Origin of the sequence: Mycobacterium attenuatum (genome assembly GCF_900566085.1) — a bacterium.
Lineage (GTDB): Bacteria > Actinomycetota > Actinomycetes > Mycobacteriales > Mycobacteriaceae > Mycobacterium > Mycobacterium attenuatum.
This window is the reverse complement of sequence record NZ_UPHT01000175.1, coordinates 37,567-50,539: the sequence shown is the minus strand read 5'-3', so window position 1 is coordinate 50,539 and position 12,973 is coordinate 37,567. Positions and strand designations below refer to the sequence as shown.

The window sequence follows — 12,973 nt, the reverse complement described above, 5'->3', positions numbered from 1 at the left end:
GCCTTGGCCCCCCGCCTTGGCCCCCTGGGCCTAGGCTCTTTTGCCGATCATCGGTGTCCTGGCAGGCCAGGATTGCCCCGGGGGTTCTTCCGGGCCACGGCCGGCCATCGCCGGCTATCTGCCCCGGCGACGCCTTTTCGACGGCGATCACGGCACCGGGCCGGTGATCAGATTTCGTGGCGCACGGCCAGCGGATCGGCTGGTGGCCCACCACTGCCTACCTCGGCGCCCGGCTCCCCGCCGGTGCGTTGGTGCCGGCGCTGCCGTTCGATGGTGGCGAAGTAGAAGGCGAAGGGGAAGGCGAAGCTCGTGAAGAAGCTGGCCACGAAGAACAGCCACGGGCGCCGAAGACCGCGGCGATAGCCGTCGACGATGGTAAACACCGGCAGCAGAACGACATTCGCGATGAGATAGTCCTGGTTGCCGGAGCCCGCAGCCGGATTTGCGAACTGCAGGCGCAAGAAGTTCGGGTAGCTGCCCGGCCCGGAGACCAGACTGCCCTGACCGTGCGCGTCGAGCACGAAGCGGATGTTGAAATACCAGCCCAGCGCTATCGAGGCGACGCCGGCGAGGTAATAGACGCATTCCAGGGGCGCGAGCCACGGCCCGCCGGCGGGGCGGGCATAGATCCTCGGGTTGGACGCGATGATCCAGGCGATGCTGGCAAGCCCGAGCGACGCATGGACAAGGAGCGACACCATGCGCGCAGTCTCACCGCGTCGCTATGTTTTGTCAATATTGACAGAGCCCAGGGTACGGTACTGCCATGGTCCGGCCCGCGCAAACGGCGCGCAGTGAGCGCACCCGGGAAGCGTTGATCCAGGCTGCGCTGGTGCGGTTTCTGGCCCAGGGCGTCGAGGAGACTTCTGCCGAGCAGATCGCGGCCGATGCCGGGGTATCGCTGCGGACGTTCTACCGACATTTCCGCTCCAAGCACGATCTGTTGTTCGCCGACTACACCGGGCTGCACTGGTTTCGCACGGCGCTGGACGGCCGCCCGGCCGGTGAACAGATCATCGACTCGGTGCGCTCGGCCGTCTTCGCATTTCCCTATGACGTCGAGGCCGTGACGAAAATCGCCGCGTTACGGGGCGGCGAACTCGATCCCAGTCGCATCGTCCGTCATATTCACGACGTCCAGGCCGACTTCGCCGATGCGATCGCGGCACAGCTGCAACGCCGCAGCCACGTGTCCGAGCCGTCACCCGACGAACGGTTGCGCGTCGCGGTGACGGCCAGGTGTATCGCGGCCGCGGTCTTCGGCGCGATGGAGGCGTGGATGCTCGGTGATGACCGGTCCCTCGGTGAGTTGGCTCGCATGTGTCACACCGCGCTGGAATCGCTGCGGGCCGGCATCAGCGGGACGTGGGCGGACGGGCTTTCGTCATAATTGACAAAACTATGCGACCGTGCCAGCGTGCCTACCGGAGGGCAGCTGCATGTCTGATTACGACGCGATAGTCATCGGTGCCGGGCATAACGGGCTGACCGCCGCGGTACTGCTGCAGCGGGCGGGGCTGCGAACGGTGTGCCTGGACGCCAAGCTCTACGCCGGCGGCATGGCCGCCACCGTCGAACTGTTCGACGGGTACCAGTTCGAGATCGCCGGATCGGTGCAGTTCCCGACATCGGCGGCGGTGGTGAGCGAACTGGGCCTGGATACCTTGCCGACGGTCGACCTGGACGTGATGTCGGTGGCGCTGCGCGGTGTCGGCGACGATCCGCTGGTGCAGTACACCGACCCGGTGAAGATGTTCGCCCACCTCAACGAGGTGCACGGGGCGGATGCGGTGAGCGGAATGGCAGGCCTGCTGGCGTGGAGCCAGGCGCCGACACGGGCGTTGGGCCGCTTCGAGGCCGACACCCTGCCGAAGACCTTCGACGAGATGTATGCTTGCGCCACAAACGAATTCGAACGCTCGGCCATCGACGACATGCTGTTTGGCTCGGTCACCGACGTGCTGGACCGTTACCTACCGGACCGCGAGAAGCATGCCGCCCTGCGAGGCTCGATGACCGTGCTGGCCGTCAACACGACCTACCGCGGACCGGCCACACCGGGCAGCGCCGCCGCGCTGGCCTACGGACTCGGGATCCCCGACGGCGACTTCGTCCAGATGAAGAAGCTGCGCGGCGGCATCGGCGCGCTGACCGCGCATCTGTGCCGGCTGCTAAACAGCCATGGCGGCGAAGTCCGGCTGCGTACCAAGGTGACCGAGATCCGCGTCGCCGACGGCCGGGTGAGTGGCGTGCGCACCGAGGCCGGCGACACGTTAAGCGCCCCGATCGTGGTCTCGGCTGTCGCGCCGGATGTCACGCTCAACGAGCTGATCGATCCCGCGGCGCTGCCCGCCGATATTCGGCAACGCTATGCGCGTATCGATCACCGCGGCAGCTACCTGCAGATGCACTTCGCCCTGGACCAGACTCCACGTTTCACCGCGCCCTATGGGTCGCTCAACGACCCGGCCCGGCAGGCGTCGATCGGCATCTTCTGCACCCCGGAAGAAGTGCAGCAGCAGTGGGAGGAGTGCCGTCGCGGAATCGTGCCGGCCGACCCGACCGTCGTGCTGCAGATCCCGTCGTTGCACGATCCGCAGCTGGCTCCAGAGGGCAAACATGCCGCGTCGGCGTTCGCCATGTGGTTCCCCATCGAGGGCGGGGCGGACTACGGTCAGGCCAAGGTCGAGATGGGTCAGCGGGTGATCGGCAAGATCACCCGCCTGGCACCGAATTTCGCCGGCAGCATCACCCGGCACACCACCTTCACGCCCAAGCACATGGGGGTGATGTTCGGCGCTCCGGGCGGCGACTACTGCCACGGGCTGTTGCATCCGAACCAGATCGGCCCCAACCGGCCGGGCCCGAAAGGTTATATCGGGCAACCTGTCCCGATCGATGGGCTCTATCTGGGCAGCGCGGGATGCCACGGCGGGCCCGGAATCACGTTCATCCCGGGCTTCAACGCCGGTCGTGCCGCCCTGGCGGGGTTATAGCTCGCCGAACGTGTTCTCAGCGCGAAGAATCCACCGGCGAAAGTCTCGCGGTGGCTACACGTTCGGCGAGGGGTCAACCGCCTTTGCGTTGCCCGAGCAGCTCGTCGAGCAGTGCGACGAAATCGTCCGGGCGTCCGGGTGTGAAGGCAGGCTTCCACCGCGCCCCCGGTATGTCCAGGGTGATCAACGTCGACTTGAGCGGGCGGTTGACGTCCAGCGGCAGCCAGCGCTGCAGATCCGAGCTGCCCCAGATGCGAAACCGCTGAGTGAGCAGGCCCAACGGCTCGGCGTGGTAGCCGCGGATGGCGTCTAACGCGATGACCTTGGCCGTGCCGGACGGAAAGTGGTAGCGGCGCAACGTGAGCGCGGCGCGATCCAGCTGGACCACGCCGTCGTCGTAGAACTGCATCATGCGCGTTTACTCCGCAGCTGGTGCCCGCGGGTGGTTAGACAGCGGCCGTCCGGCAACCGCCATTGCCACCCGTGCAGGTTGCAGGTCAACGTATCGCCTTCGACCACGCCGAATTTCGAGAGATCGGCCTTCAGATGAGGGCAGCGCCGCTGAATCTCCCAGCCGTCCAGGGTGATCGATGAACTGTCGTCGTGAGTCTCGGCGAACCAGCCGTCGGCGTAGGCGATCCGCTCGTCGGTCAGGCACTTGAAGAACGTGTACAGGTATTCGTTGTAGCCGCCGACCCGCCAGGCCCGGAACCGGGTGGACAAGAAGATGGTGTTGACCCAGTCCGGTTCGTCATCGCGCAGCACCGTGCGCACCAGCTCGGGTGCGATGGCGAACCCGTATCGCATCTTCTCGTCGGGAATACGTTCGCGCACCACCCGTTTGGGGAAATCCAGCACGACGGTCTCGGGACCGAGGACCAGCTCGACCGGGTATCCGATACCGTCGCAGATTTCATTGCTTTGCATCATGATCGGCTCGAACAGCGCGCGCAGCGGTTCCAGCAGCGGCTCGCCGACCGCGGGTGCCCAGCCGGCCCGTTCGGCCGCGACGATGGGCGCCATCCGTTCGGCATAGTCGGCGATGTAGTTCGCCTTGCCGGTGGTGAAGATGGCCTCGACCTCTTCGACGGGCAGCGGATGGGTCAGCGAGTCGAGTGCGGCGCCGGTGAACTGCGCCACCGACCCGGGCATCATCAGCAGGCCCCGATCGTGGCCGTGTGTCCGCATCTGGTCCAGGAACACCATCTGGTCGGGGAAGATGTTGGCCGGATCGCTGCCGTCGTCGTTGAGGTTGCGCAGCTCGGGGTCTAGGAAGCAGGGCGGCCCGGCCGACGGGATCACCCAGGTGGCCCCGACCTGTTCGATGTACTGGCGAGCGCGGTCCATCCCGCGCTGGCGCTTCTGGGTGCCGAACGCCTCTTTGGCACGCGCCGGCATGTCGTAGACCATCGGGTACCAGATGGCGCCCGAGTACTGCAGCATGTGCACGTCGATCGGGCCGAACTCGGCCGCCAGCACATCCAAATCGACCGGCCGCGCATCGTTCATATTGAAGGCAGTCGTCTCGCCGTCCGAAACCGCCAGCGCCGAGTCCCCGATCGGGCCGTCGGCCGGGGCGCGCAGCGCGATGATCATGATGTCCAGCTCGCCCCGGGGTCCGCTGAGCCGGTGCTTGACCGAGTCCGTGGTGTCGAAGAACCGATGGAACCCCAGTTTCTCCAGCTCATGGCGCAGGTCGGGCACCGGAAAGTCGGGCAGCAGCACCAGCGCGTCCTTGTTGACGTGCGCCCGCAGGTTCTCCGCGTCGAAGTGGTCCTTGTGCAAGTGGGAGACGTAGAGATAGTCGCAGTTCCCCAGCGCGTCCCAGTCGAGCGTGCTGTTGTCCGGAAACGGGAACCAGGACGCAAAGTAGGCCGGGTTGAGCCAGGGATCGCACAGAATGCTGCCCGCGTGGGTCTGGATCAGAAAGCCGGCGTGGCCGACGCTGGTGACCTGCACAAATACCTTTCGGGTGAGATCGACTTGCGCGCACCCACGGGTGCAAAACGCAGCATCGAGCTTAGCTTGCGTCGATATCCTCGGCCTGCCACAGCCGTCGGTAGTAGTCGAGGCGCGGCGGGTCCGGCTCGACCCCGTAGGCGGCGAAGAACTCCGCGGTCCGGTCAGGCCCGGGATAGTTCCAGCCCAGCGACAGCGTTGCCACCGCGATATCGGCCCAGCGGTCGGCCACACCCAACGCGCCGACGTCGACATGTCCGCAGCAACGGCCGTGCTCGCCGATCAGTGTGTTGGGTGAACAGGGGTCGCCGTGACACACCACCAGCCGATCGTTCGGCGGGGGGTCGCCCAGCTTTGCCCGCCAGGGCGGGGAAAGCAGGGCCAACCGGCCGGCCGCCGACCAGTCGAACGGACATGACGGCACCGGCAACGTGTCGTGCAGTGTGCGCAACCCCACAGCGATCGCCCGCACCGCGATCTCCGGCACGGCCAGCCAGCGGGGGTGCACCGCCGAAACTCCGGCCAGCCCACCGGTGCGCAGCCATGCTTGGCCTGCGTCGAGCCCGAAACCCAGCACCGGCGGCACCGGCGTGTACTGCGCTGCCCAGCGCAAGCGCCGCGCCTCGTCGGCAAAGTCGACCGTGCCCGCAGCGGCCACCTTGACGAATTCGACGCCTGAGCCGATCCGGAAAGTGACACCGCCGAGCTCGTTGGCCCAGATCGCCCGCACGCGCCGGCCGGCAGCAAGTTTGCGGACAACCGCAGGCGCGGCCGTCGGTGACGTCGGGAAGGACATGGGAGCCTAAGCTGCCTCTCTTTGCCGCGCTTTTGCCACTTCAGGCTTGACTGTCTCGACCATTAGGCTGGACAGCTGTGGAACCGGTATACGGGACTGTCATTCAGCTTGCCCGCCTGACCTGGCGCATCCAGGGTCTCCGGATCACCGTCACCGGTGTGGAGAATGTACCGGCCGGCGGTGGCGCTGTCGTCGCGATCAACCACACCGGCTACCTGGACTTCACCTTCGCGGGTTTGCCCGCCTACCAGCAGGGCCTCGGGCGCAAGGTCCGGTTCATGGCCAAACAGGAGGTTTTCGAGCACAAGGTCACCGGCCCCATCATGCGCCGGCTGCGGCACATCCCGGTGGACCGCCAGGAAGGGGCCGCGTCCTATGAGGCCGCGGTCCGGATGCTCAAGGATGGCGAGCTTGTCGGTGTCTACCCCGAGGCCACGATCAGCCGCAGTTTCGAGATCAAGGAGTTCAAGTCGGGGGCCGCGCGGATGGCGGTCGAGGCCGGGGTGCCGATTGTTCCCCACATCGTGTGGGGTGCGCAGCGCATCTGGACCAAGGGCCACCCCAAGAAGCTGCTCCGCCCGAAGGTGCCGATCGCGGTGGTCGTCGGCGAACCGATCGAACCGACACTGGGCACCGCCGAGCTGAACAAGTTGCTGCACTCACGGATGCAGCATTTGCTGGAACGGGCGCAAAAGCTGTACGGACCGCATCCGGCGGGGGAGTTCTGGGTGCCGCACCGGCTGGGCGGCAGTGCGCCGTCACTGGCCGAGGCGGCCCGGATGGATGCGCAGGAGGCGGCCGAGAAAGCGGCTCGGCGTGCCCAGCGCGCTCGTCCCGCCGGAGCCGCGGAGCAGTGACCGATGGCCGAGCCGACCTATCGCACGCTGGTGATTCTGGCCAAGGCGTTGGTATTGGCCACCGGAACCCGGATCAGCTACGCCGGCATTGAGAACGTGCCCGAGCGAGGCGGCGCGGTGGTCGCCATCAACCACACCAGCTATGTCGACTGGCTGCCGGCCGCCCTGGCCATGAATCGGCGCCGCCGCCGGATGCGATACATGATCAAGGCCGAGATGCAACGGGTGAAGGTGATCAACTTCCTGATCAAACGCACCCGGACCATCCCGGTGGACCGGGGTGCCGGGGCCGGCGCCTATGCGATGGCGGTGCAGCGGCTTCGCGAGGGGGAGCTGGTGGGCGTCTATCCGGAGGCCACCATCAGCCGCAGCTTCGAGCTCAAGGAATTCAAGACCGGCGCCGCGCGCATGGCGCTGGAAGCAAATGTTGCGATCATTCCCGTTATTGTTTGGGGGGCTCAGCGGATCTGGACCAAAGATCATCCCAAGCACATTGGGCGGGCCAAGCTGCCGATCATGGTGCACGTGGGCCCGCCCGTACCGGCCGTCGGCGACATCGCGCAGACCGATGCTGCCCTGCGTGAGGCGATGACCGGGTTGCTGCACGAGGTACAGCAACGGTATCCGCATCCGCTCGGAGCGTACTGGGTGCCGCGCCGACTCGGCGGCGGTGCGCCGACGCCGGCCGAGGCGGCCCAGTTGGATGCAGACGAGGCGGCGGCGAAGGCCGCCAGCCGTGCACCGCATCAGTCGCGGTAGCGGTGGAAGGAGAAAGTAAGAAGTGGCAGAGCCATTTTTCCGAATGATGGAGTTTCTTGTCCCATCGATTGTCGCGGCCAACGGAAACAAGATCACCTACTACGGCCTGGAGAACATTCCGGAGCGTGGCGGCGCCTTGATCGCCCTCAACCACACCAGTTATGTGGACTGGATTCCGGCCTCGATCGCCGCCAAGCTGCGCAGGCGACGGCTGCGATTCATGATCAAGGCCGAAATGCAGGAGGTGAAAGCGGTCAACTACGTGATCAAGCACACCCAGCTGATCCCGGTGGACCGCGCGGAGGGAGCCAACGCCTATGCGGTGGCGGTGCAGCGGCTACGCGAAGGTGAGCTGGTCGGACTGCACCCCGAGGCGACCATCAGCCGCAGCCTGGAGCTGCGGGAGTTCAAAACCGGGGCGGCGCGGATGGCGCTTGAGGCACAGGTGCCGATCATTCCCATGATCGTCTGGGGAGCGCACCGGATCTGGCCCAAGGATCAGCCGAGAAACCTGTTGCGTAACAAGATTCCGATCACCGTCTCGATGGGGCCGCCGTTGTGGCCGCAGGGCGACGTGGTCACGCTCAACGCGACGTTGCGCCAAGCGATGGAATCGATGCTGTATTGGGTGCAGGAGCAGTACCCGCATCCGCCGGGTGAGTACTGGGTGCCCCGCCGGCTCGGCGGCAGTGCGCCGAGCTTGGAGGAGTCGAAGGCCTTCCGCATCGCCGAATTGGCTGAGCGAGCACGAAAGCGTGAGCAGGCGCGCATGACATCACCGAGCCGCAGCAGAATTGCCGAACTGGCCCAGCGGGCGCGACGGCGCGGGCATCACGTGGCCTCGCCAAATCACAAAGGCGTACCGCGCTGACGACACCGCCGGGTCCGCCGGCACTGATCGCGTGCGACGTCGACGGCACTCTGCTCAACGACGAGGAAGCGGTCACCGCGCGCACCCGCGCGGCGGTGCGTGCCGCGGTCGCCGGCGGAGCGACGTTCATTCTGGCCACCGGTCGGCCGCCGCGGTGGGTGCGGCCGGTTGTCGATGCACTCGGTTTTGCGCCCATGGCGGTGTGCGCCAACGGCGCGGTCATCTATGACCCCGCCACCGACCGGGTGGTGTCGGCGCACTCCCTGTCCGTGGCTGCTCTGGGCGCGCTGGCCGACATGGCCCGGCAGGTGATTCCCGGCGCCGGGCTGGCCGTCGAGCGCATCGGCGATCGCGCGCACGACACGGCGACCCCGCAGTTCGTCAGTTCGCCGGGCTACGAGCATGCCTGGTTGAACCCGGACCACACCGAGGTGTCGATCGAGGATCTGCTCAGCGCGCCGGCGATCAAGCTGCTGATCCGCAAGACCGGCGCCACCAGCGCGGAGATGGCGGCCCAGCTGGCCAAACATGTCGGGTCCGAAGGTGAGGTCACCTACTCGACCAATAACGGGCTGGTCGAGGTGGTTCCGCGGGGCATCAGCAAGGCCACCGGTGTGGCAGCGATAGGCCGGCCGCTGGGGATTGCCGACGCGGGTGTGGTGGCGTTCGGTGACATGCCCAACGACGTGCCGATGCTGCAGCGGGCCGGCATCGGGGTGGCGATGGGCAATGCGCATCCCGACGCCCGGGCCGCGGCCAATGAGGTCACCGCTGCCAACAACGACGACGGCGTCGCGCGGGTGCTGGAGCGCTGGTGGTCCTGATCCGGACCGCGCCACCGATGTGGGAGACTGCCGGCGTGCCCGCGTGCCCGGCCGACGCTCGCCTTCTGGGCGAGACGTGTGTCGCGACGCAGGGCCCGTTAGCCGGACCGGAGGAGAGCTAGTGGGGTCGCAACCAGACCCAGCCGGAGGCGGTGGACCCGATGACCACCGGAACGGGCCGCCCGGGCAGCGCCGGGACGGGCAACAGGCGCCGGACGGCGGATCGGAACTCGACGAGCCCGCCGAGCAGTCCGACGACGCGGGACCGGGATCGGAACAGGACGAGCCCACCGGTGCCGCAGCGCGGTCCGACGACACGGCGCCGGCGCCGCAAGGGGATGCACCCACCAAGCGCCGCGCCGGCGGCAGCATCCAGTACCAGGACGCGGAAACGACGCGGCCGCGTCCCCCGACGCCGGCCGAGTTGCGGGCGCGGCGCAAGTACGAGGACAAGCAGCGCGAGATCGAAGAGGCTCGGCGCGAGGCGGAGGCCAAGCGCGCCAAGCAGAAACGAGTTTTGATGGGTGCTGCCGCCGCCGTCGGGGTAGTGGGTCTGGTGGCGGGCCTCGGGTACTGGTTGCTCACGCCCGAGCATGTCACCGCCCAGTGCGTCCAGGACGACCCGAATGGGCAGCCGGTGATAGTCCCGGACAGCTATTGCACGGGCCACACCGCGGGTCTCAACGGCTTCTTCTTCTACGGCGGCCACCAATACCGGTACTACTACGGCAGTTCCGGGTCGGTGGGTCAACGGCCCAGCGGTGGCACCACGGTGGCGCCGAAGGGTGCCACGATCACCACGAAGTCCGGCACCACCATTTCGCGTGGCGGGCTCGGCGGCAGCGGCGGCAAGGGTGGCGGCGGGAGCAGCGGCTCGTGAAGCGCGGCAGGATACAGCCGCGTCCCAACTGGCGCTCGATCGTCGAATCGCAAGGCCTGGTGTACGGGACGCCGGCGCGTGATGCGTCCGGTGCCGACCGATCGTACTGGGACGAGTCGGTGTACTACGAGTTCGACATGGACGAGATCCTGGCGCTGGAAGCCGATGTCGAACTGCTGCACTCGATGTGCCTCAACGCCGTCGAGCAGGTGGTCCTGATGGAGCGATACGCTGATTTCGGTCTGCCCGAATGGAGTTGGCCGTTCATCGCCGAATCGTGGCGGCGCTCCGACCCACATGTGTACGGCCGCTTCGACTTACGTTACGACGGACGCCGACCGGCCGTGCTGCTCGAATACAACGCCGACACCCCGACCACACTGCTCGAGGCCGCAATCCTGCAGTGGTACTGGCTCAAGGACAAGTTTCCCGGTGACGACCAGTGGAACTCGTTGCACGAACAGCTTGTCGACCGCTGGAAGGCGCTCGCGGATCTGTTGCCCGGCAACGAGCTGCATTTCACGTGGTCCGGTGTGGAAGCAACCGGCGAAGACCAGATCACGACGACGTATCTGCAGGAGACCGCGGCGGAAGCCGGCTTCCAGACCGTCGGCCTGATGATCGAGGACGTCGGCTGGGATGCCGCGCTGCAGCGATTCGTCGATCTGGAAGAGGCGCCGATCGAGGCCATCTTCAAGCTGCATCCCTGGGAATGGGTGCTCGATGACGAGTTCGGCAAACACGTGGCATCCAGCCTGCCGCAGACGATGTGGATAGAACCGCTGTGGAAGGCGGTGTTGTCCAACAAGGCGATCCTGGCGGTGTTGTGGGAGATGTATCCCGGCCACCCGAACCTGTTGCCCGCCTACATCGATGACCCGCATGAACTCACCGAGTACGTTCGCAAACCCAAGCTGGGCCGCGAAGGCGCCAACATCACCATTGTCGGTGCCGGCATGGAGACCGCCACCGGCGGTGTCTACGGCGAAGAGGGCTTCGTCTACCAATTGCTGGATCCGCTACCGGAATTCGATGGCATGCGCCCCGCGCTGGGCGCCTGGATCGTCGGTGACTCGTCGGCCGGTCTCGGTATCCGTGAGACCGCCGGACTGGTCACCGACGACGGTGCTGCATTTGTCCCACACCGGATTCCGCTGAAATGAACCTTGCCGCTGAACTGAACGGAGCTGATCTGCTGTGACGACAACGATCGAGGCGCTGCATCCGGACTACTGGAGTTGGCTCGGCCGCGGGGTCAGTGCCGTCGTCTTGTACTCGATTCTGGGACTGGTGCTCATGATCATCGGGTTTCATGCGATCGACTTCACGACGCCCGGACCGCTGCGCAAGATGGTTCGCGCCGGAAAACCCAACGCCATCATCGTCACTGCTGCAGGCATGGTCAGCATGGCCCTCATCGTGGTGCTGGCGATCTACTCGTCGTCGGGCAGGCTGGCCGAGGGACTGCTGGCTTCGGCGACTTTCGGCATCGTGGGTATCGCGGCGCAAGTGGTGATGATGCGGATTGCGACCGTGGTCATCGGCATCGATATGGACACGTTGTTCCAGGCCGACGACTACAGCTACGAGTCGCTCGTGGTGGCCGCGGCGCAGTTCGCGTTGGGCATCGTGGTTGCGGTGGCGATTCTTTGACGGGTCGGGCCGACGGGGGTAGCGGGTTGCCGGATCAACCGACAAAGGTCGCAGTGGTGAGCTTCCGGCCGCCGTGCCAGCCGAAGACGGTGCGTTTCAGTCGGTAGGTAGCTGCTGACACAACCCGCTCGGCTATCTGGTGGAGTGCCCGGGATCAGCCGACTTACTCCACCGTCCGCTCACCCGCCGCCATGAGAGCAGCAGCAGAGCCGCGATTACCGCGGTCGAGATGGTAGTGATGATCGCGATGGTCGGCACCGGCAGGAAGTCGGCGGCCAGTCCCCACAGGCCGCTGCCGACGGCGACCGCTACCGACAAGATGAGCGCGAATGTTGCGACGTGCTGATCCCGCTCCGATTCGTGGACCGCCGATTGGATCTCGGCGTTGATCAACGTGCCCATCGACGCGACACCGAAACCGAACGAGACCATCAAGAACGCGGCGCTCACCATGTCGTCCATCACCGTCGCCGCGATCGCGCACCCCAGCATCAACGCCAGCGGCGCCGACACGAGGACACGTACTCCGATGCCACGCGCCGCCGCCCTGGTCGTCACAAACTGCAGTACACCTCCGGCGCTGTACAGCGCGAACAACAGGCCTACATGAGCGACGCCACCGTCGATGCCTTCGACGGCGAGCACGGGCGTTACCGCGACGATCGGCGCCAGCATCAGCTGCAGCGCGGCCAACAGCCCAAACAGCAGCCGGACCCGGTGATCGATCTCCCTATCGGCCGGACGCGGCGAAGTCTCGGTCCGCTGCGGCGCCGGGATGTCGTCCGGATCTGATCTTGGGAAGGTCAGCGCCATCGAGCCGCCGACGGCGAAGACGGCCGCGATCATCAAGGTAGCGGGCTCCAAACCCAGCACGTGTGCGACCAGACCGATACCTGCGGTACCGACCAGGATGGCCACCACGCGGACGGCCTCGTAGGGCCCGAGGTGTCGATACAGCTCACTACTATCGCGACCACGCCGCAACTGGGAGTACCAGGCCGGGTAGATCACGCCCAAGACCACGCCGACCACGACGGTAGGCAGGAGTAGCCAGAGGTAGGCATGCAGCGGTGTCAACAGCGCCATCACCATGATGACCGCCGCCGATATCAGCCCACTTGCCACGATCATGGTGCGCCCCGACAGCGGTGCGCGCCGGATCGTCAACCAATAGGACGCGATCGCGAACGCCAACGTATAGGCGGTGTCGAGCAGTCCGGTGAGAAATGCGGAATTGGTGAAGGCGAAGCCGGCGTAGCGCCACATGGTCGCAAACGCTGCGGTAGCAGCCGCGATCAAGCCGCGGGCCAGCAACAGTCGAGTCAGTCCGACCGCCCTGCTGCCAGTTCCGATCACGACACCGCACTTTAGACCGAAC

At 66.3% G+C, this 12,973-nt stretch carries 14 protein-coding genes; 9 read left to right on the top strand and 5 right to left on the bottom strand.

The window, feature by feature from the left end:
* Nucleotides 1–167: 167 nt before the first annotated feature.
* A complete protein-coding gene (locus tag EET13_RS28245; protein ID WP_122445343.1) occupies nucleotides 168–701 on the bottom strand; it encodes a DUF2834 domain-containing protein in 534 nt (177 codons plus the stop codon).
* Between the two features lie 65 nt (nucleotides 702–766).
* Between EET13_RS28245 and EET13_RS28240 the strand changes: the two genes are divergently transcribed.
* Both EET13_RS28240 and EET13_RS28235 read left to right on the top strand, forming a co-directional pair.
* Nucleotides 767–1,390: a TetR/AcrR family transcriptional regulator gene (locus EET13_RS28240; RefSeq protein WP_122445342.1), complete on the top strand. Its 624-nt coding sequence runs from the start codon at nucleotides 767–769 to the stop codon at nucleotides 1,388–1,390.
* A gap of 49 nt (nucleotides 1,391–1,439) precedes the next feature.
* A complete protein-coding gene (locus EET13_RS28235) occupies nucleotides 1,440–2,996 on the top strand; it encodes a phytoene desaturase family protein (protein WP_122445341.1) in 1,557 nt (518 codons plus the stop codon).
* A gap of 73 nt (nucleotides 2,997–3,069) precedes the next feature.
* Here EET13_RS28235 and EET13_RS28230 read toward each other — a convergent pair whose 3' ends face one another.
* From EET13_RS28230 to EET13_RS28220, 3 genes are all read right to left on the bottom strand, one after another.
* Nucleotides 3,070–3,408 (bottom strand): hypothetical protein, encoded by a 339-nt coding sequence (locus tag EET13_RS28230; RefSeq protein WP_122445340.1) that lies wholly within the window; start codon nucleotides 3,406–3,408, stop codon nucleotides 3,070–3,072.
* Nucleotides 3,405–4,955 (bottom strand): MBL fold metallo-hydrolase, encoded by a 1,551-nt coding sequence (locus tag EET13_RS28225; protein ID WP_122445339.1) that lies wholly within the window; start codon nucleotides 4,953–4,955, stop codon nucleotides 3,405–3,407. Before EET13_RS28225 ends, EET13_RS28230 begins: the two co-directional genes overlap by 4 nt.
* 61 nt (nucleotides 4,956–5,016) lie before the next feature.
* Entirely contained in the window at nucleotides 5,017–5,751 is a 735-nt protein-coding gene (locus tag EET13_RS28220) for a phosphotransferase (protein WP_122445338.1), read from the bottom strand.
* Nucleotides 5,752–5,828: 77 nt separating this feature from the next.
* Here EET13_RS28220 and EET13_RS28215 point away from each other — a divergent pair, with 77 nt between their 5' ends.
* The 7 genes from EET13_RS28215 (at nucleotide 5,829) to EET13_RS28185 (ending at nucleotide 11,595) form a co-directional block, all read left to right on the top strand.
* Entirely contained in the window at nucleotides 5,829–6,608 is a 780-nt protein-coding gene (locus EET13_RS28215) for a lysophospholipid acyltransferase family protein (protein WP_122445337.1), read from the top strand.
* A gap of 3 nt (nucleotides 6,609–6,611) precedes the next feature.
* Complete coding sequence (locus EET13_RS28210; RefSeq protein ID WP_122445336.1) at nucleotides 6,612–7,367, top strand: lysophospholipid acyltransferase family protein; 756 nt, start codon at nucleotides 6,612–6,614, stop codon at nucleotides 7,365–7,367.
* 22 nt (nucleotides 7,368–7,389) lie between these two features.
* Nucleotides 7,390–8,238 (top strand): lysophospholipid acyltransferase family protein, encoded by an 849-nt coding sequence (locus EET13_RS28205; protein WP_122445335.1) that lies wholly within the window; start codon nucleotides 7,390–7,392, stop codon nucleotides 8,236–8,238.
* On the top strand, nucleotides 8,235–9,062 hold the full coding sequence (locus EET13_RS28200) for an HAD family hydrolase (protein ID WP_122445334.1): 828 nt from the start codon (nucleotides 8,235–8,237) through the stop codon (nucleotides 9,060–9,062). Before EET13_RS28205 ends, EET13_RS28200 begins: the two co-directional genes overlap by 4 nt.
* Nucleotides 9,063–9,183: 121 nt before the next feature.
* Nucleotides 9,184–9,942 (top strand): hypothetical protein, encoded by a 759-nt coding sequence (locus EET13_RS28195; RefSeq protein ID WP_244604160.1) that lies wholly within the window; start codon nucleotides 9,184–9,186, stop codon nucleotides 9,940–9,942.
* The gene (locus EET13_RS28190; protein WP_122445333.1) at nucleotides 9,939–11,105 is read left to right on the top strand and encodes a glutathionylspermidine synthase family protein; all 1,167 of its coding nucleotides are present in this window, start codon (nucleotides 9,939–9,941) and stop codon (nucleotides 11,103–11,105) included. The genes EET13_RS28195 and EET13_RS28190 overlap by 4 nt, the downstream gene beginning before the upstream one ends.
* 34 nt (nucleotides 11,106–11,139) lie before the next feature.
* Entirely contained in the window at nucleotides 11,140–11,595 is a 456-nt protein-coding gene (locus EET13_RS28185; RefSeq protein WP_122445332.1) for a DUF350 domain-containing protein, read from the top strand.
* A 132-nt stretch (nucleotides 11,596–11,727) separates the two neighbouring features.
* Here the strand turns inward: EET13_RS28185 and EET13_RS28180 are convergent, their stop codons facing one another.
* Nucleotides 11,728–12,951 (bottom strand): MFS transporter, encoded by a 1,224-nt coding sequence (locus EET13_RS28180; RefSeq protein WP_136623282.1) that lies wholly within the window; start codon nucleotides 12,949–12,951, stop codon nucleotides 11,728–11,730.
* Nucleotides 12,952–12,973 lie beyond the last annotated feature (22 nt).